The sequence below is a fragment of the Pseudomonas solani genome (assembly GCF_026072635.1).
Lineage (GTDB): Bacteria > Pseudomonadota > Gammaproteobacteria > Pseudomonadales > Pseudomonadaceae > Metapseudomonas > Metapseudomonas solani.
The window spans coordinates 2,171,518-2,190,297 of record NZ_AP023081.1 but is presented as its reverse complement, the minus strand read 5'-3'; the positions used below and the strand labels follow the sequence as shown (position 1 = coordinate 2,190,297).

Sequence of the window (18,780 nt, the reverse complement as noted above, 5' to 3'; positions counted from 1 at the left end):
GTTCAGAGTCGGGCGCCGGGAATGGCCAGGAGTTCGGCCAGGGCCTGGTCGAGGGTGGCGATCAGGCGGTCGACATCGGCTTCGGTGGTGGCCGGGCAGCACAGGGTCATGTTGTGGAACGGGGTGATGAGGATGCCGCGGTTGATCAGGTAGAGGTGCAGGGCCATCTGCAGGCTGTCGTGGAAGGCCGCTTCGGCCTCGGCACCGGTGCGCGGCGAGGTGGCGCAGAACTGGAACTCGCAGCGGGCGCCCAGCTCGGTCACCGACCAGGCCAGGCCGTGCTTGTGGATAAGTACACGGAAGCCTTTGGCCAGGCGCGCCGCCAGGGGCAACATGTGGGCGTAGGCGGCCGGGGTCATCACCTGTTCCAGGTTGGCGCGCATGCAGTGCATGGCCAGGGCATTGGCCGAAAGGGTGGTGCCCATGCCGCTGTGGCCGTGGCCGCCGGATTGCTCGCTGGCGTGCTTGCGGGCCAGCTTCATGGCCTGGGCCATTTCGGCGGTGCAGCCGTAGACGGAGCAGGGCACGCCGCCGGCGATGGGCTTGCCGAGGGTGATGAAGTCCGGCTGCAGGTTCCAGGCGCGGGTGCAGCCGCCGGGGCCGGTGGAGATGGTGTGGGTCTCGTCGATGATCAGCAGGGTGCCGTGGCGGCGGGTCAGCTCGCGGAGCTTCTCCAGGTAGCCGGCATCGGGCAGGACCATGCCGATGTTGGTCATCGCCGGTTCGCAGAGCACGGCGGCGACGTCGTTCTGCGCCAGGGCCTTTTCCAGCGCCTCGAGATCGTTGAAGGGCACGGCGCGGCTGGTCTTGGCCAGGTTGCGTGCCTGGCCGATCAGGCCGCTGCGGTGCACGGTGCGGCCGTCGCGGTGGCGCACCATGACGTCGTCGACGGTGCCGTGGTAGCAGCCGTCGAACACCAGCAGCACCTTGCGCCCGGTGATGGCGCGCACCCAGCGGATGACGAAGCGGTTGGCGTCGGTGGCGGTGGTCGCCACCTGCCAGTAGGGCAGGCCGAAGCGCTCGGCCAGCAGCTCGCCGGCGACCACGGCGTCTTCGCCCGGGAGCATGGTGGTCAGGCCGCGCGCGCCCTGTTCGGCGATGGCGCGGGCGATGGGTTCGGGGGAGTGGCCGAACATGCTGCCGGTGTCGCCCAGGCAGAAGTCCACGTACTCGTGGCCGTCGACGTCGTGGAAACGCGCGCCCTGGGCACGCTCGACGAACAGCGGGCAGGGGGTCGACCAGTCGCTCATCCAGTGCATCGGCACGCCGCCGAACAGCGATTGGCGGGCGCGCTCGGCGAGCGCCAGGGATTTGGGGTTGTGGGCGATGAAACGGGCACGCTCGGCGGCGGCGAAGGTTTCAACGGCGGATTCTGCGATGCCACTGGCGGTCATGCTTGAACACCTCGTTCGAATTTCCGCACATCCTGTTTTGTGATCACAGATATGTCAATAGCTGGACTGTTTCCAGCAAAAGCTTATGATCGAACTGCTTTTGTGATCACATAAAGCAGAGGCCATCCGGCCTCGTCCGGCGCTGCCTGGCACCGCCACGAGCGACTTATCCACAAGCGGGCGCTTATCCCGAGCCGCCCGCGCCACGAGGTTCTACCCATGCGCAATTGCAGCCTTACCCTCGCCCAGCTGCCGGCTCCACCGGCCATCCAGGAGTGACCCATGGCCGATAACCTGCAGGAACAGCTTTATCTACGAATACGTGAAGGCTTGCTGGCGGGGCGTTTCCAGCCCGGCGAGCGCCTCAAGATCCGCGACCTCGCCGCCGAATGGGGCACCAGTCCGATGCCGGTGCGTGCGGCGCTGCAACGCCTGGTGGCCGAAGGCGCCCTGGAAGGCGAGCCGCAGCGCTCCCTGCGGGTGCCGATCATGACCCGCGAGCGCTTCCAGCAGATCTTCCTGGTGCGCCTGTCCCTCGAGGGGCTGGCCGTGGAGACCGCCACGCCGCGGCTCACCGCGGAGGACATCGAGCAGTTGCGACGCTGCGTCGAGAACATGGAGCGCGCCCTGGAACAGCGTGACGTGCAGGGTTACCTGGACGACAACAGCCTGTTCCACATGACCCTCTACCGCGCCTGCGCCAACCCCACGCTGCTGCGCATGATCGAGTCGCTGTGGCTGCAGGTGGGCCCCTTCTTCAACCAGCTGTTCACCGAGGCCGACCTGTCCCTGCGCCTCAACGATTTCCACGAGGACGCCTTCAAGGCGGTGCTCGCCGGCGACGCCAAGGGCGCCCGGGCGGCCATCGAGCAGGACATGACCTACTTCGGCAATTTCCTCATGAACCTGCTGGAGCTGGAGACCGCCCAGGCGAAGAACGGCAGCTGACGAGCAAAGCTGTTTCGGTTTGTTTCGCCGAAAAAGACGCTGCAATGCCCGGTGTTACTCTGCCGAAAGTTCTGACTAGGAACTTCCCTAATTCATACAGGGGCTCCCAAGGAGCCAAGCGAGCAACCCCGGGCGCGGCATTGTCCAGCGCACTGACCAGCGAAAAGGAGCCGGTGCGCCATGCATGCCATCAGTTTCATCCAGGACATGGCGGTGATCATGCTGGTGGCCGGCCTGGTCACCATCCTCTGCCACCGCTTCAAGCAACCGGTGGTGCTGGGCTACATCATCGCCGGCTTCCTCATCGGCCCGCACACGCCGCCCTTCGCCCTTATCCACGAAGAAGAGACCATCAAGATCCTCGCCGAGCTGGGGGTGATCTTCCTGATGTTCTGCCTGGGTCTGGAGTTCAGCCTGCGCAAGCTGTTCAAGGTGGGCGCCACGGCCTTCATCGCCGCCTTCCTGGAAATCGTGCTGATGATCTGGATCGGCTACGAGATCGGCGCCTTCTTCGGCTGGAGCACCATGGATTCGCTGTTCCTCGGCGCCATCCTGGCCATCTCCTCCACCACCATCATCATCAAGGCGCTCAGCGACCTGAAGATGAAGAACGAGCGCTTCGCCCAACTGATCTTCGGCGTGCTGATAGTCGAGGACATCCTCGGCATCGGCATCATCGCGCTGCTGTCGGGCATCGCCCTGTCCGGCTCGGTAGAGACCGGCCAGGTGTTCGCCACGGTGGGCAAGCTCAGCCTGTTCATGGTCGTCGCGCTGGTCATCGGCATCCTGCTGGTGCCGCGCCTGCTGGCCTACGTGGCGAAGTTCGAGAGCAACGAGATGCTGCTGGTGACGGTGCTGGGGCTGTGCTTCGGCTTCTGCCTGCTGGTGGTGAAGCTGGAATACAGCATGGTGCTGGGCGCCTTCCTGATCGGCGCGATCATCGCCGAGTCGCGCCAGCTGGCGCAGATCGAGCGGCTGGTGGAGCCGGTGCGCGACATGTTCAGCGCCATCTTCTTCGTCGCCATCGGCCTGATGATCGACCCGGCGATCCTGGTGGAATACGCCTGGCCCATCGCGGTCATCACCGTCGCCGTGGTGCTGGGCAAGATGGTCTCCTGCGGCATCGGCGCCTTCATCGCCGGCAATGACGGGCGCACCTCGCTGCGGGTCGGCATGGGCCTTTCGCAGATCGGCGAGTTCTCCTTCATCATTGCCGCGCTGGGCATGACCCTGCAGGTCACCAGCGACTTCCTCTACCCCGTGGCGGTGGCGGTCTCGGCCATCACCACGCTGCTCACGCCCTACCTGATCCGCTCCGCCGACCCGCTATCGCAGAAGCTCGCCGGCATCGTGCCTTCGCGAATCGCCCGGGTGTTCAACCTCTACGGCGACTGGCTGCGCAGCATCCAGCCCCAGGGCCAGGGCGCGGTGCTGGCGGGGATGATCCGCAAGATCCTCCTGCAGGTGGGGGTGAACATCGCGCTGGTGGTGGCGATCTTCCTTTCCGGCGCCTATTTCGCCGGCACCCTGGCCGGCTACCTGAGCGACTGGGTGGGCCAGGCGAACCTGCAGAAGGGCCTGGTCTGGGGCGCCGCGCTGCTGCTGTCGCTGCCCTTCCTGATCGCCGCGTACCGCAAGCTCAAGGCGCTGTCGATGCTGCTGGCGGAAATGGGCGTGACCCCGGAGAAGGCCGGGCGCCATACCGCGCGGGTGCGCAAGGTGATCGCCGAGGTGATCCCGGCGCTGTCGCTGGGGGTGATCATGCTGCTGCTCATGGCGCTGTCGGCGAGCATCCTGCCGACCCTGGAGCTGCTGGTGCTGATCGCGCTGCTGGCGGCCGGGGTGATCGCGCTGCTGTGGCGCTGGCTGATCCGCGTGCATTCACGCATGCAGATCGCGCTGATGGAGACCCTGGAGCAGAGCCAGGATCACCACCGCTAGCGGTTCAGCTCGCCAGCCACACGTCGCGGGCCCAATGCCAGACGGAGTCCCAGCTCTCGTCGGTCATGTCGCCCTCGTCGCCGGACCAGAGCAGCACTTCGCCCTCCAGGTCGACCACGTAGTAGTCGCGGCCGTCCTGGCAGATCGGCACCAGGTCGCGGGGCACGCCCAGGTCCCAGGCCACCGAGGCCACTTCCGGCAGGTAGGTGTGGGATTGCGGGTCGGTCGCGGTCACCGGCTCCAGGCGGCCGTAGACCACATCGCTGACCTTGAGCAGGAACTCGCGCAGCTCGAAAGGCAGGTTGATCAGCAATTGCTCTTCGATCTCCACCAGCAGCTCGTCGTCCGGCAGCTCCAGCGGGACGGGGACGGGTTCGTTGAGTTCACGCAGCTGTTCGATGACTTCTTCCACGGCGACAGGCCCTCGTGCATTGGGATGCGCTTTATACAGTAGCTGGCACCCGGAAGAAAAAAACCGCAGGCGAACCGCTCGTCCGGTAGTGGTGCATTGCATACTGCCGCCTTCGCATTCACCACCACGGAGCCCCCAATGCCGATCGTCTGGAGCAGCAGCCATCACACCGAACTCGACAAGCAGGCGCTCTACGACATCCTCGCCCTGCGCACCCAGGTCTTCGTCGTCGAGCAGAAGTGCCCCTACCTGGAAGTGGACGGTCTGGACCTGGTAGGCGACAGCTGCCACCTCATGGCCCGCGACGGCGATGCGCTGGTGGCCTACCTGCGCCTGCTGGACCCGCAGCGCAACCAGGGCGACGTGGTGATCGGCCGCGTGGTGATCGCCGAAGCGGCGCGCGGCACCGGGCTGGGCCACCAGTTGATGGAGCGCGCCCTGGAAGACTGCCAGCGGCGCTGGCCGGGGTTGCCGGTGTACCTCTCGGCCCAGGCGCACCTGCAGAAGTACTACGGGCGCTACGGCTTCGTGCCGGTGACCGAGGTCTACCTGGAGGACGACATCCCCCATATCGGCATGCGCAAGGCGGCGGTCTGACGGCGGTGGCTATTACCCTGTAGGGGCGAGTTCATTCGCCAAGGACCGCATGGCAGTCCCTGCTGTGGCCCATTCAGGGTGTTTCCTGTGGCATCGCCTGGTGGATGAGAAGAGCGTCATCCACCCTACATGTCGATCAGCCCAGCGGCTGGTCGAACACACAAAAGAAAACCCCGGGCATGCCCGGGGTTTCTTCATTGCGCGAACGCTGATCAGTTCTGGCGGATGCCCGCCACCAGCCAGGGCTGGTCGTCGCCGTTGGCACGCTCCATGCGCCAGCTTTCGCTGAACACTTCGCCCTGGTCGAAGCGCGAGGTCTTCGACACGCCGTTGAAGGTCAGGGTGGCGACGGTCTTGTCGGCCAGTTCGTCGATGCCGTCCAGCTGCACCTGTAGGTTGTCGATGTAGGTGGACTGGAAGCCATCGCCCAGGCTGGCGCGCTCTTCCTTGAGGAAGCTGAGCATCTGCGGGGTGACGAACTCGGCGATCTTGTCCATCTCGGCCGCGTCCCAATGCTGCTGCAGGGACAGGAAGTGCTCACGGCCGGCTTCGATGAAGCGCTCTTCGTTGAACCAGCTCGGGGCGTTGAACGCACGCTGGGCCACCGCTGCCGGCGCGGCGCTGCCACCGAAGATCGGCGACGGCTGCTGCTGCGGCATTTCGCGCTGGAACGGGCCGCCGGCCATGGCGGGCTGATGGCCCTGCTGCTGGCGCTTGCGGGCGGCGATGAAGCGGAAGATGACGAAGGCGATCAGGGCGATGATCAGGAAGTCGAAGATCTGCATGCCCTGGAAGCCGTCACCCATGAACATGGAGGCGAGCAGGCCACCGGCGGCGAGGCCGGCCAGCGGGCCGAGCCAGCGCGAAGCACCACTGGCGGCAGCGGGCTGACGGCCGGGGGCGGTCGGGGTGGCGGCAGGGGTGTTGGGCTGCGCCTGGCGGGTCTGGTGGGTCGGCGCGGAGCCGAAGGTCTTGCCGCCGCCCATTCGCTTGGCGTTGGCATCCAGGCTGAGCGTCAGGCCGACGCATAGGGCCAGGGCAATACTGAGAAATCGGCGCATCACAGGCATCTCTTGGTTAAGGGTCCACGCGCGCCATGCTGCACAGTCGCGTTCGTGATGGCTAGCGGCAGAATGTATCGGGATTTTTTACGGCTGCGCTGCGGGCGTATGCCGCCGGGGCCGGCGTCCTTCCCGTGGGAGCGAATTCATTCGCGATGGTGCTACCGGCCCCCCTGAAGGCTATTCGGCGAGCGCTTCGCGGCTGAAGCCGCTCCCACGGTGAACCCCGGCCAACAACTTACCGTGCAGCACAGCCCGGACGGGCGCGCAGTTGGTGGTCGGCGCGCAGACGGATGGCGCCCTGGGCGCCGGGCTGATAGTCGAAGTGGCGGGCGAACCAGGCGGCGGATTGCTCCAGCGTCGCGTTGACCGGTGGCAGGGTGAACTCCCAGTAGGGGTCGTCCTCCCGGCGGCATTTGGCGTTCAGTACCAGGCCCGGCAGGGGCGAGTCGTCGGCGTGGTCGCTGCCGAAGGTTCGCTGGCCAAGGGTGAGGCGGTCTGTCTCGCTGTCGCCATAGGCGTACAGCAGGGTTTCGCCGCGGATATCCAGCAGGCTCTCGCCGGCCTGCTCATAGGCGAAGGGAGCGAGGCGCACCAGCAGCCCTGGCTTGCGCAGGTAGACCCAGCCCGCGCGGCTGGCGTCGAAGGGGCTGGCGGGGTAGGGCAGGGTGTCCAGGTACTCCAGGCGCAGCTTGCCGCCGGCGTCGGTCGAGGCCCGCAGCAATTCATAGGCGCCGTCGCCACGGGTCTTCAGCAGGGCCTCGCCCTTGCCAGTGGGCAGTACTTCGCGGATCGCCAGGGCCTCGTCAAAGCCCCGGCTGCCGGCGATGTAGCGGTTCACCGTCGTGCCCTGGCGCAGTTGGTAGACCGTCTGCTCGATGGCCGTACCCTTGCCGCCCGGGCGATAGCCGTAGCGCACCTCTTCCAGCGCCCACTGCGTGTTGCCGGCCAGGGTGCGGGTGCGTGCCGGCAGCACGCAGCGTTGCTCGCGCAGGGTGGCGGGCACGCCCTTCAGCGGCTCGCCCAGGCACAGGTCATCGGCCGCCACGCTGGTGCTGGGGTAGGGCTCCTGGCCGGCGCGCAGCGGCGGGTTGGGGTTGCTGGCCTGGCATTGCTCGGGGACCAGGTCGAGGGTGTCGGCGAATTCTTCGATTTCCGGGCTGGAGGCGTCGCCCAGGGACTCCGGGGTACGCGGCTGCGGGCCGGCGTCCACCTCGCGCAGGGTCACGCCCCAGCGCACCGGGTCGGGTTGTGGCAGCTGCTGGGTCGGGCGCAGGCGCAAGGCCGGCTTGGGGGCGGTGAGCAGTTCCAGGTTGTGCTCGAGCCAGGCGGGGCCGTCCTGGAAGCGCAGGCGCTCGGGGGTGGAGGAGCCCAGCCCGGAATAGATCAGCGGGTGGCTGAACTCGAAGTCGGGCAGCACGAAGCAGGCGGGGTCCAGCTCCAGGCGGGCGACCTCGCGGCCACGCTGCATGTCCACCGCGCGGAAGGCCGGCGGGCGCTTGTTCCAGCCCGGGTCGGCGAGCACGGCCAGGTCGCCGCGCACATCCAGCAGCGCGCCGGGGCCTGCATCGACGATGCGCAGCGGTTGCAGTTGCACCAGGTACAGGCGGTCCGCGCCGCCCACGCTCACCCAGCCTTTGCGGCGGGCGTCGTTGAACCAGTTGTAGGGCAGGTCGCGCAGCAACACCTCGGCCTGCGGCTTGCCGCCGTTCTTGCGGTACAGGCGGGCCAGCTCGAAGTCCTGGCCGCTGCCACGGTTGAAGAGGATCAGCGCCTGGTCGGGGCCGCTCACGCGGGCGTCCCAGAGGGTCGGGTAGATGGGCTTGCCGTCGGTCGCCAGCAGCTGTGCGAGCGCCTTCATCGACAGGGTGCCGCCGTCCAGGCGCAGGGAGGTTTCGGTGCGCTCGCGGCGCTGCCCGGTGTTCCAGTCGCGGTAGCTGTCGGTGTCGCGCTTCACCTCGAAGCCGGGGGCGGCCTCGATGCTGGTGGCGATGATCAGGCTGAGCAGCAGCAGGGGAAGGCGCACGTCCGTGTTTCCGCAAGGAGGATGGGAGCGGCCATCCTGCCGTGCCTGTGGATAACTGCCAAGGGGCGCTACGCCGGGCCCCACCATGACGACGGGGCCCGGGAAGGCATCAGAGGGGTTCGAGCTTGGCGTAGGCGAGCATCAGCCATTTGCTGCCTTCGCTCTCGAACACCACCTGGACCCGGGCCTGGGCGCCGGAGCCTTCGAAGTTGAGGATGGTGCCCTCGCCGAACAGCGAATGTTGCACGCGCTGGCCGAGGTTGAAGCCGGTCTGCGGCACTTCCGCGCCGGCGAACATCGAGCCGCTGCTGCGGTTGCTGCCTGCCACCGGACGGCTGACGCTGTTGCTCAGGCGCACTTCGCGGATCAGCTGCGGGGGGATTTCGCGGACGAAGCGCGAGACCTTGTTGTAGGTCTCGCTGCCGTACAGGCGGCGGGTTTCCGCGTAGGTCAGCACCAGGCGCTGCATGGCGCGGGTGACGCCGACATAGGCCAGGCGGCGCTCCTCTTCCAGGCGGCCGGATTCCTCCAGGCTCATCTTGTGGGGGAACAGGCCTTCTTCCATGCCCACCAGGAACACCAGCGGGAATTCCAGGCCCTTGGCGCTGTGCAGGGTCATCAGTTGCACGCTGTCTTCGAAGGCGTCGGCCTGGGTATCACCGGCCTCCAGCGACGCGTGGCTGAGGAAGGCCTGCAGCGGGGTGAGTTCCTCGTCGTCTTCGTTGTTCTCGAAGGCGCGGGCGGCGCTGACCAGTTCCTCCAGGTTTTCCACCCGGGCCTGGCCTTTCTCGCCTTTCTCTTCCTTGTGGTAGGTGATCAGCCCGGTCTGCTCGATGACTGTCTGGGTCATCAGGTGCAGGGGCATCTCCAGGACCTTGGCGGCGAGGTTCTCGATCAGCTCGATGAACACCGCCAGGGCGCCGGATGCGCGGCCCGGCAGGCCCTTGTTGGCCACCAGCAGGCGGATCGCCTCCCACATGGAGACGTCCTGGCCGCGGGCGAATTCGCGGATGCTTTCCACGGTCTTCTCGCCGATGCCGCGGGCGGGGACGTTGATCACCCGCTCCAGGGCGGCGTCGTTGCCACGGCCGTCGAGCAGGCGCAGGTAGGCCATGGCGTTCTTGATCTCGGCGCGTTCGAAGAAGCGCTGGCCGCCGTAGATGCGGTAGGGGATCTTCTCCCGCAGCAGGGCCTCTTCCAGCACCCGCGACTGGGCGTTGGAGCGGTAGAGGATGGCGATCTCGCTGCGCGCCATGCCGTCCTTCAGCGCGCTTTCGATGCTTTCCACCACGTAGCGGGCTTCGTCGTGCTCGTTGAAGGCGGCGTACAGGCCCAGGGGCTCGCCGTCCTCGCCGTCGGTCCACAGCTCCTTGCCCAGGCGCCCCTGGTTGTTGGCGATCAGGGCGTTGGCGGCCTTGAGGATGCCGGCGGTGGAGCGGTAGTTCTGCTCCAGGCGGATGGTTTCGGCGTCGGCGAAGTCGCTGGAGAATTGCTGGATGTTCTCGATGCGGGCGCCGCGCCAGCCGTAGATGGACTGGTCGTCGTCGCCCACCACCATGAGGCTGTCGCCACCCTGGGCGAGCAGGCGCAGCCAGGCGTACTGCACGGCGTTGGTGTCCTGGAACTCGTCCACCAGGATGTGGCGGAAGCGGCGCTGGTAGTGGGCCAGCAGGCCCGGCTTGTCGCGCCACAGGTCCAGGGCGCGCAGCAGCAGCTCGGAGAAGTCGATGACCCCGGCGCGGGCGCAGGCGGCTTCGTAGGCTTCGTAGATCTTCAGCATGGTGCCGAGGAACAGGTCGCCGCCGGCCTGGATGTGCTGCGGGCGCAGGCCCTCGTCCTTCTGCCCGTTGATGAACCATTGCGCCTGTCGTGCCGGCCAGCGCTGCTCGTCCAGGCCCAGCTCGCGGATCACCCGCTTGACCAGGCGCTGCTGGTCATCGCTGTCGAGGATCTGGAAGTTCTCGGCCAGGCCGGCTTCCTGCCAGTGGGCGCGCAGCAGGCGATGGGCGAGGCCGTGGAAGGTGCCGACCCACATGCCCGCCGGGTTGATGCCCAGCAGCTGCTCGATGCGGTGGCGCATCTCGGCGGCGGCCTTGTTGGTGAAGGTCACCGAGAGGATCGAGTGGGGCGAGGCGTGCTCCACCTGGATCAGCCAGGCGATGCGGTGCACGAGCACGCGGGTCTTGCCCGAGCCGGCGCCGGCGAGGACCAATTGACGCCCCAGCGAGGCCGCTACGGCCTGGCGTTGAGCGTCGTTCAGGGAGTTCAGGAGTAGAGAGAGATCGTCATGCATCGCGGCATTCTATTGACCGGCCCAGACGAGGGCAAACCGATGACCGGATGGTCAGCCAGACGGTGCGGGCGCTGCATCCCGAAGGCCCGCCGAAAGTTAGGCGGCGCGCTGTCAAAACCGGGCACATAAAGCTTTGGCAGCTCGTTCTGCTCGGGTAAGCTCCGCCGACGCCTAGGCAACCATTACAAGAAAATCGCCTATGACCGCGACACCCAACGAAGCCCCAATCGACCTGCACGGCGACGACAGCCGCGCCATCAGCCAGCATTTCGCGACGGATCTGGCCGTGGAGCGCACGCGTCTGCTCTATCAGGGCTCGCAAACCCCCACGCTCTTCATGCTGCTCAACGGCCTGGTCTGCGCCTACCTGCTGTGGGAGCCCGCCAACGGCTTGCTGCTGGGTGGCTGGCTGGTCTGGCTGGTGCTGCTGGCGGTGCTGCGCCTGACCCAGGTGGCCGCCTTCAAGGCCGCGCTGCCCTCGCGCCAGGCCCAGCCCCAGTGGCGCCGCACCTTCCTCCTCGGCGCCGCCGCCTCCGGCCTGACCCTGGCCCTGCCGGTGATCTTCCTGGTGCCGGGCGACGCCTTTCTGCAGCAGGCGCTGGTCTATGGCCTGATCGCCGCTGCGATCCTCTCCGCGAGCGTCGCCTATGCCGTCAGCCTGCAGGCCTTCCTCACCTTCGCCTTGCCGTGCCTGGTGCCCACCGTGTCCTGGCTGCTGGCCAGCGGCGAGCCGCTGCAGCGGGGCTGGGGGCTGCTCAGCCTGATCCTCCTGGCGGCGCTGATGGTGGTGGCCTGGCAGGTCAACCGCCTGGTGCAGCGCAGCCTGCTGCAGCGCTTCCACAACCAGGCGCTGATCGACAACCTGGAACACGCCAAGGTCCGCGCCGAAGGGCTCAACAGCGAGCTGGCGCGGGAAGTGGAGCAGCGCCGGCGCGCCGAGCGCGAGCTGCGCGCGGCCCATAACGACCTGGAAATCCGCGTTGCCCAGCGCACCCTGGAGCTGGCCGACGCCAGCCACGCCCTGGTCAAGAGCGAGGCGCGCCTGGCCATGGCCCTGGAGGCCAGCGAGCTGGGGATGTGGGACTGGAACCTGGAGACCGACGAAGTCCATCACTCGCACCTCAAGGAAATCTTCGGCATCGAGATGGACGACGTCACCCGCGTGCTCAGCGACCTCAAGCCGCGCCTGCACCCCGACGACCTGCCGCTGCTGCGCCGTGCCCTGGTGGAGCACCTCAAGGGCCGCAGCGACGGCTATGCCATCGACTACCGGGTGCGCCACAGCGACGGCCGCTGGCTCTGGGTCGAGGACCGTGGCCGGGTGGTGGAGCGCAACGAGCAGGGCAAGGTGCTGCGCATGCTCGGCACCCGCCGCGACGTCACCGAGCGCAAGCAGGCCGAGGAGCAGCAGCGCCTCTCGGCCATGGTCTTCGAGGCGGCCAGCGAGGGCATCGTCATCCTCGACCCGCAATACCGCCTGCTGGCGGTCAACCAGGCCTTCAGCGACGTTACCGGCTACCGCCGCGACGAGGTGCTTGGCCACACGGTGGTGGAGATCAACAGCACCCGCGAGAGCCGCCGCCAGTACCACCTGATCCGCCAGGAGCTGGAGCAGAGCGGCAGCTGGCAGGGCGAACTGGTGGACACCCGCAAGAACGGCGAGCTCTACCCGCAGTGGCTGCAGCTCAACGTGGTGCGTGATGCCCGGGGCAACGCCAGCCACATCGTCGGCTTTTTCGCCGACCTCTCCGCACGCCGCGATGCCGAGGAGCGCCTGCGCTACCTCTCGCACTACGACGAGCTCACCGGCCTGGCCAACCGCACCCTGTTCAAGGACCGCCTGCACGAGGCCAGCCAGCGCGCGCGCCAGAGCGGCCGCAGCCTGGCCCTGCTGCACATCGACCTGGACCGCTTCAAGGTGCTCAACGACAGCCTCGGCCATGAAGTGGCCGACCAGCTGTTGCGGCAGATGAGCCGGCGCCTGGCCCAGGCCGCGCCCGAGGCGGACACCATCGCCCGGCTGTCCGGCGACGAATTCGCGGTGATCCTCGACGCCTACGGCAGCCTCTCCAGCCTGGCACGCACCGCCAGTCGCCTGCTGGCCAAGCTGCGCACGCCGATGACCGTGGGCGGCGAGGAACTGGTGGTCAGCGCCTCCCTGGGCATCAGCCTGCTGCCGGACAACGCCCGCGAGATCTCCACGCTGATCAGCCAGGCCAACATGGCCATGCAGCATGCCAAGCACCTGGGCGGCAACACCTTCCAGTTCTTCACCGACAACCTCCAGGCCTGCACCCTGGAGCGCCTGCAGATGGAAACCCAGCTGCGCAAGGCCATCGAGGAAGGCCAGCTGGAGGTCTTCTACCAACCCAAGCTGTGCCTGGCCGACGACAGCCTCAACGCCGCCGAGGCGCTGGTTCGCTGGCGCCATCCGCAACTGGGGCTGGTGCCGCCGGGGGACTTCATCGGCCTGGCCGAAGAGACCGGGCTCATCGCCCCCCTGGGCGAGTTCGTGCTGCGCCAGGCCTGCCTGCAGGCCCGCGAGTGGCAGCGCCAGGGGCTGGCGGACATCCGCGTCTCGGTGAACCTCTCCGGCCACCAGCTGCGCCAGGGCAACCTCACCAGCCTGGTGCGCCAGGTGCTGGACGAGACCGGCCTGTCACCGCGCCTGCTGGAGCTGGAGCTGACCGAGAGCCACCTGCTGGAGAACGTCGAGCACGTCATCGCCACCTTCCGCCAGCTGCGCGACCTGGGGGTGAAGCTGGCCATCGACGATTTCGGCACCGGCTACTCGTCCCTGAGCTACCTCAAGCGCTTCCCGGTGGACTACGTGAAGATCGACCAGACCTTCATCCGCGACCTCTCCTCCGGGGGCGAGGACGCCGCCATCACCCGCGCGATCATCGCCATGGCCCACGGCCTGGAGCTCAAGGTGGTGGCCGAGGGCGTGGAAACCCAGGGGCAGATGGACTTCCTCAAGAGCCAGGGCTGCGACGAGATCCAGGGCTACCTGATCAGCCCGCCGGTGGAGGCGCCGGTGTTCGCCGCGCTGCTCAAGGAGCAGGCGACGGCGCTGTGGCGCTGACCGCCTCGGGCAGGTCGCGCAGCAGCAGGGCGTATTCCAGATCGAGGTCCGCCGGCAGCGGGATATAGAGCAGGTGGCCGTCGCCGGGTGCCACCTGGCGGCTCTCGCCGTTGGCGCCTTCCAGGGCGTGGAGGATGAAGCCCAGGTTGCCCGTCGGGGTCATCAGCTCCAGGCGGTCGCCCACCTCGAAGCGGTTCTTCACCCGTACTTCCGCCATCTCGCCCCGGCGCACGCCGGTCAGCTCGCCGACGAACTGCTGGCGCGAGGGCCGCGAGCTGCCGTGCGCGTAGTTCTGATAGTGGTCGTGGGTGTGGCGGCGCAGGAAGCCTTCGGTGTAGCCACGGTTGGCCAGTGAATCCAGGCGCTCCAGCAGGCGCGGCTCGAAGGGCCGGCCGGCGAGGGCGTCGTCGATGGCCTGGCGGTAGGCCTGGGTGGTGCGCGCGACGTAGAAGTGCGACTTGGTGCGGCCCTCGATCTTCAGCGAGTGCACGCCCATCTCCAGCAGGCGCCCCACGTGCTGCACGGCGCGCAGGTCCTTGGAATTCATGATGTAGGTGCCGTGCTCGTCCTCGAAGGCGGGCATGTACTCGCCCGGGCGGCTGCCGTCCTCCAGCAGGAACAGGCGCTCGCTGGGCGCGCCTTCGCCCAGGGTCGGCTGCGGCGTGCAGGCGTGCACCACATCGCCCAGCGCGTCCTCGCGGGCTTCTCCGGCCTTGTACTGCCAGCGGCAGGCGTTGGTGCAGGTGCCCTGGTTGGGGTCGCGGTGGTTGATGTAGCCGGAGAGCAGGCAGCGGCCGGAGTAGGCCATGCACAGGGCGCCGTGGACGAACACCTCCAGCTCCATCTCCGGCACTTCGCGGCGGATCTCGCCGATCTCCTCCAGCGACAGCTCGCGGGAGAGGATCGCCCGGGTCAGCCCCTGGGCCTGCCAGAACTTCACGCTGGCCCAGTTCACCGCGTTGGCCTGCACCGAGAGGTGCACCGCCATCTGCGGGAAGTGCTCGCGCACCAGCATGATCAGCCCCGGGTCGGACATGATCAGCGCGTCCGGCGCCATCGCCACCACCGGCGCCAGGTCCTTGAGGAAGGTCTTCAGCTTGGCATTGTGCGGGGCGATGTTGACCACCACGTAGAAGCGCTTGCCCTGGGCGTGGGCCTCGGCGATGCCTTCGGCCAGGGTGGCGTGGTCGAACTCGTTGTTGCGCACCCGCAGGCTGTAGCGCGGCTGGCCGGCGTACACCGCATCGGCACCGTAGGCGAAGGCATGGCGCATGGCCTTGAGGGTGCCGGCGGGGCAGAGCAGTTCGGGGGCTTGGCGGCTGGACATGGGCGGGGCTCGTTGCGCGAAAAGCCGCGGATTCTAGGCAAGCCGCGCGGAACGGGTATTGCGCTGGAGCAATGACGGCGCGGGGAATTCATTCGCCAAGGGACGGGCGTCGCTGCGTTGGGCCTCGCTGCGCTCGGCGCCAACCTACGGGGCTTAGTTGATGCGGATGTGTAGGGTGGACCCCGCTTCACCGGTCCACCGTTGCGGAGTACCAGGCGACACCGCCGGTGGACGTAAAGAGCGACGTCCATCCACGCAGCGGTTCGGCTTTTTTGTGGAATTCATTCGCGATCGGCGGGGCAGGGCGCTTCAGTCATTCCACTCCCGCCCCTGCAGCTCCAGCAGGCTGTGGGCCTGCTCGGGGCCGGTGGAGCCGGCGGGGTAGTTGCGCGGGCTCTGGTAGTACTCGTGCCAGCCTTCGAGGATGGGGTCGACCCAGCGCCAGGCGGCTTCCACTTCGTCGCGGCGCATGAACAGGGTCGAGTCGCCTTCGATCACGTCCAGCAGCAGGCGCTCGTAGGCATCCCAGCGGCGCTGGGTGAAGGCCTGGGCGAGGTTGAGGTCCAGCTCCACCGGTTCCAGGCGCATGCCCTTGCCGGGGTTCTTGGCCATCAATTGCAGGCTGATGCGCTCTTCCGGCTGCAGGCGGATCAGCAGGCGGTTGGCCTCGCCGCCGTTGAACAGGCGGTGCGGCACCGGCTTGAACTGGATGACGATTTCCGAGTACTTGCGCGCCAGGCGCTTGCCGGTGCGCAGGTAGAAGGGCACGCCGGCCCAGCGCCAGTTGTCGATCTCGGCCTGCACGGCGACGAAGGTTTCGGTGTCGCTGTCGTTGTCGACGTTCTTCTCGAAGTAGTAGGCGGGCACTTCCTGGCCGCCGATCTTGCCGGCGCCGTATTGGCCGCGCACGGTCTTGTCCTGCACGTCGAGCCCGGAGATGGGCTTGAGGGCTTCGAGGATCTTCACCTTTTCGTTACGCACCGCGTCCGCGTCGAAGCGCACCGGCGCTTCCATGGCCACCAGGCAGAGCAGCTGCAGCAGGTGGTTCTGCACCATGTCGCGCATGGCCCCGGCGTGGTCGTAGTAGCTGCCGCGGTTCTCCACGCCCAGGGTCTCGCAGACGCTGATCTGCACGTGGTCGATGTGCCCGGCGCGCCACACCGGTTCGAACAGGGCGTTGGCGAAGCGCAGGGCCATGAGGTTCTGCACCGTCTCCTTGCCCAGGTAGTGGTCGATGCGGAACACCTGGCGCTCGTCGAACACCGCGCCGATGGCGGCGTTGATCGCCAGGGCCGATTCCAGCGAATGGCCGATGGGCTTCTCCAGCACGATGCGCGCCTGGGGCCCGGCGAGGCCGGCGATCTGCAGGTGGCGGGCGATGTCCTCGAACAGGCGCGGGGCGATGGCCAGGTAGTAGACCCGGCCACGGTCATCGGCCGGGCCCAGGTGGCGGGCCAGGCGGCCGAAGTCGGCGCTCTGGGAAACGTCCATGACGAAGTAGTCGAGGCGTGCGGCGAACCCCGTCCAGGCCTCGTTGGTGAAATCGGCGCGGGCCACCTGGGCGCGGCAATGGCGTTCGGCGAGGGCGCGGTACTGCTGTGCGTCCAGCGGATTGCGGGCGATGGCGAGGATGCGCAACTGCGGATGCAGGCGCCCGTCGCGATGCAGGTGGTAGAGCGCCGGAAGCAATTTGTGCAGGGCGAGGTCGCCGGTGCCGCCGAAGACCAACATGTCACAAGGCTGGGTCAAGGGCGCACTCCTGCGTGGTTTAGCTGAGCGGAAAAGCGGGTCATGTAGTATAACTACAAGGTCACTACAGCCCGACGGCCGTCGATCATAACCGAGTTGCCACCCCGAGTTGATCGAGCCTTTGGGCGTATCCCCCACTTCGAAGAGCCTGCCCAGTGAATCTGCTGCAACACATCGCCCAGTCGCGCCACCTGCTGCGCAAGTCGGAACTGAAAGTCGCCGACCACGTCCTGCTCGATCCCGCCGCAGTCATGCACAGCTCCATGGCCGACCTGGCGCAGAGCGTCGGGGTCAGCGAGCCCACCATCGTGCGCTTCTGTCGCGCCATCGGTTGCGGCGGCTTCCAGGATCTCAAGCTCAAGCTGGCGCAGAGCCTGGCCGCCGGTGCCAGCTTCGGCCAGTTCGCGATCCACGAGGATGATTCGGTCGCCGACTTCAGCCTGAAGATCTTCGACACCACGCTGCACACCCTGATGGACGTGCGCGAGAAGCTCGACCCCCAGGCCCTGCAGCGCGCCATCGCCGCCTGCGCCCAGGCCCAGCGCGTGGAGTTCTACGGCTTCGGTGCCTCCGGCGCGGTGGCCGCCGATGCCCAGCACAAGTTCTTCCGCCTGCTGCTCACCGCCGCCGCCTATTCCGACCCGCACATGCAGGCGATGTCGGCGGTGACGCTGAAGCCGTCGGACGTGGCCATCTGCATTTCCCAGTCCGGCCGCTCCAAGGACCTGCTGATCACCGCCAACCTGGTGCGCGAGGCCGGTGCCACGCTGATCACCCTGTGCCCGAGCCAGACGCCGCTGGCGGACCTGGCCACGGTGAACCTGGCCATCGACGTGCAGGAAGACACCGAGATCTACACCCCGCTGACCTCGCGCATCGCCCACCTGGTGGTGATCGACGTGTTGGCGATGGGCGTGGCCATGGCCCGTGGCCCGACCCTGGTCAACCACCTCAAGAGCGTGAAGCGCAGCTTGCGCAGCCTGCGTCTGTCGCCCAAGTCGATCAAGGTGATGGAAGACTGATCGACCTCCCCCGCCCCGAGCGCCAGGCGGCGCTCAGAGGGTCCTGATCGAGGTGCGGATCGCCCGCGCGCACTCGATCACCGCAGGCGCCAGCTTGCGTTCCGCTTCCTCCAGGCTCCAGCGGCTGGTCGGTGCCACCACGTGCACGGCAGCCACCGGCTGCCCCTGGCTGCCGACGATGGGCGCGGCGATGGTCATGTCGCCGAGGAACAGCTCCTCGTTGTTGATCGCATAGCCCTTGCGCCGGGTCGCCTCGATCTGCGCGAAGATTTCCTCCGGGCCGGTCAGGGTCTGCTGGGTGTGGCGCTTCAGTTCGCTCGCCGCCAGCGCCGCATGCACTTCGTCGTCGCCCAGGGCGCTCAGGTAGGCGCGGCCGGAGCCGGTGCAGTACATGGGGATGCGGCTGCCGATGGGCATGTGGATGGGGATGAACTTGGGCGCCACGAAGCGCGCCACGTAGACCATCTCCAGGCCGTCGGGCTCGGTGAGGTTGGTGGTTTCCCCGGTGATCTGCGCCAGTTCGGCGAGGAAGGGGTTGGCCACGTCCACCAGGGTGTCGGCGGCCAGGTAGTTGTAGCCGATCTCCATCACTCGCGGTGTGAGCTGGAAGCGCTTGGTCTGCGGGTGCTTGCGCACGTAGCCCAGCTCTTCGAGGGTGTGGATCATGCGCTGCGCCGAGCTCTTGTTGATGCCCGCCGCCTCGGCCACTTCGGCCAGGTTCATGGTGCGCTGCCTGGCGTTGAAGGCACGCAGCACGGCCAGGCCTTTCTCCAGCGACTGGTTGAACAGTGAGTTGTTGTTATCGCTCATGTCGCGTCCTTTCAGCGGGTTTTCTGCTGCTTTGAATATCGATATTCGATATTTATAAATCACTTTACGATTCTTGTAAATTGTTTATATTCGGGAAAACGCCCCCTGCCGATTC

The 18,780-nt window shown here is 67.3% G+C and carries 13 protein-coding genes; 5 read left to right on the top strand and 8 right to left on the bottom strand.

Features of this window, described 5'->3' with window-relative positions:
• Positions 1-2: 2 nt before the first annotated feature.
• Positions 3-1,394, bottom strand: a complete 1,392-nt coding sequence (locus PSm6_RS09770; protein ID WP_043243078.1) for an aspartate aminotransferase family protein — start codon at positions 1,392-1,394, stop codon at positions 3-5.
• Between the two features lie 282 nt (positions 1,395-1,676).
• Here PSm6_RS09770 and PSm6_RS09765 point away from each other — a divergent pair, with 282 nt between their 5' ends.
• On the top strand, positions 1,677-2,342 hold the full coding sequence (locus PSm6_RS09765) for a GntR family transcriptional regulator (RefSeq protein WP_021220985.1): 666 nt from the start codon (positions 1,677-1,679) through the stop codon (positions 2,340-2,342).
• Positions 2,343-2,522: 180 nt separating this feature from the next.
• A complete protein-coding gene (locus tag PSm6_RS09760; protein ID WP_043243077.1) occupies positions 2,523-4,283 on the top strand; it encodes a cation:proton antiporter in 1,761 nt (586 codons plus the stop codon).
• Positions 4,284-4,287: 4 nt separating this feature from the next.
• Here PSm6_RS09760 and PSm6_RS09755 read toward each other — a convergent pair whose 3' ends face one another.
• A complete protein-coding gene (locus PSm6_RS09755; protein WP_021220983.1) occupies positions 4,288-4,695 on the bottom strand; it encodes an SMI1/KNR4 family protein in 408 nt (135 codons plus the stop codon).
• Between the two features lie 138 nt (positions 4,696-4,833).
• On the opposite strand from PSm6_RS09755, the gene PSm6_RS09750 reads away from it, so the two are divergent.
• Entirely contained in the window at positions 4,834-5,292 is a 459-nt protein-coding gene (locus PSm6_RS09750) for a GNAT family N-acetyltransferase (protein ID WP_021220982.1), read from the top strand.
• A gap of 212 nt (positions 5,293-5,504) precedes the next feature.
• On the opposite strand, the gene PSm6_RS09745 is transcribed toward PSm6_RS09750, so the two are convergent.
• From PSm6_RS09745 to uvrD, 3 genes are all read right to left on the bottom strand, one after another.
• The gene (locus PSm6_RS09745; RefSeq protein ID WP_021220981.1) at positions 5,505-6,353 is read right to left on the bottom strand and encodes a Tim44 domain-containing protein; all 849 of its coding nucleotides are present in this window, start codon (positions 6,351-6,353) and stop codon (positions 5,505-5,507) included.
• A gap of 238 nt (positions 6,354-6,591) precedes the next feature.
• Positions 6,592-8,379, bottom strand: a complete 1,788-nt coding sequence (locus PSm6_RS09740) for a hypothetical protein (RefSeq protein ID WP_021220980.1) — start codon at positions 8,377-8,379, stop codon at positions 6,592-6,594.
• Positions 8,380-8,488: 109 nt separating this feature from the next.
• Complete coding sequence (gene uvrD, locus PSm6_RS09735; protein ID WP_021220979.1) at positions 8,489-10,672, bottom strand: DNA helicase II; 2,184 nt, start codon at positions 10,670-10,672, stop codon at positions 8,489-8,491.
• Between the two features lie 199 nt (positions 10,673-10,871).
• On the opposite strand from uvrD, the gene PSm6_RS09730 reads away from it, so the two are divergent.
• Complete coding sequence (locus PSm6_RS09730) at positions 10,872-13,757, top strand: putative bifunctional diguanylate cyclase/phosphodiesterase (protein ID WP_265170130.1); 2,886 nt, start codon at positions 10,872-10,874, stop codon at positions 13,755-13,757.
• On the opposite strand, the gene trhP is transcribed toward PSm6_RS09730, so the two are convergent.
• Positions 13,726-15,084, bottom strand: a complete 1,359-nt coding sequence (trhP, locus tag PSm6_RS09725) for a prephenate-dependent tRNA uridine(34) hydroxylase TrhP (protein WP_265170128.1) — start codon at positions 15,082-15,084, stop codon at positions 13,726-13,728. The two genes, PSm6_RS09730 and trhP, sit on opposite strands and share 32 nt — an antisense overlap.
• Positions 15,085-15,393: 309 nt before the next feature.
• Positions 15,394-16,815 carry a glucose-6-phosphate dehydrogenase gene (gene zwf / locus PSm6_RS09720; RefSeq protein ID WP_021220976.1) on the bottom strand — a complete coding sequence of 474 codons (1,422 nt, stop codon included), beginning with the start codon at positions 16,813-16,815 and terminating at the stop codon, positions 15,394-15,396.
• Positions 16,816-16,988: 173 nt separating this feature from the next.
• On the opposite strand from zwf, the gene hexR reads away from it, so the two are divergent.
• Positions 16,989-17,855 (top strand): transcriptional regulator HexR, encoded by an 867-nt coding sequence (gene hexR, locus PSm6_RS09715; protein WP_021220975.1) that lies wholly within the window; start codon positions 16,989-16,991, stop codon positions 17,853-17,855.
• Between the two features lie 33 nt (positions 17,856-17,888).
• On the opposite strand, the gene PSm6_RS09710 is transcribed toward hexR, so the two are convergent.
• Positions 17,889-18,665 (bottom strand): IclR family transcriptional regulator, encoded by a 777-nt coding sequence (locus tag PSm6_RS09710; RefSeq protein WP_263403863.1) that lies wholly within the window; start codon positions 18,663-18,665, stop codon positions 17,889-17,891.
• Positions 18,666-18,780: the final 115 nt, after the last annotated feature.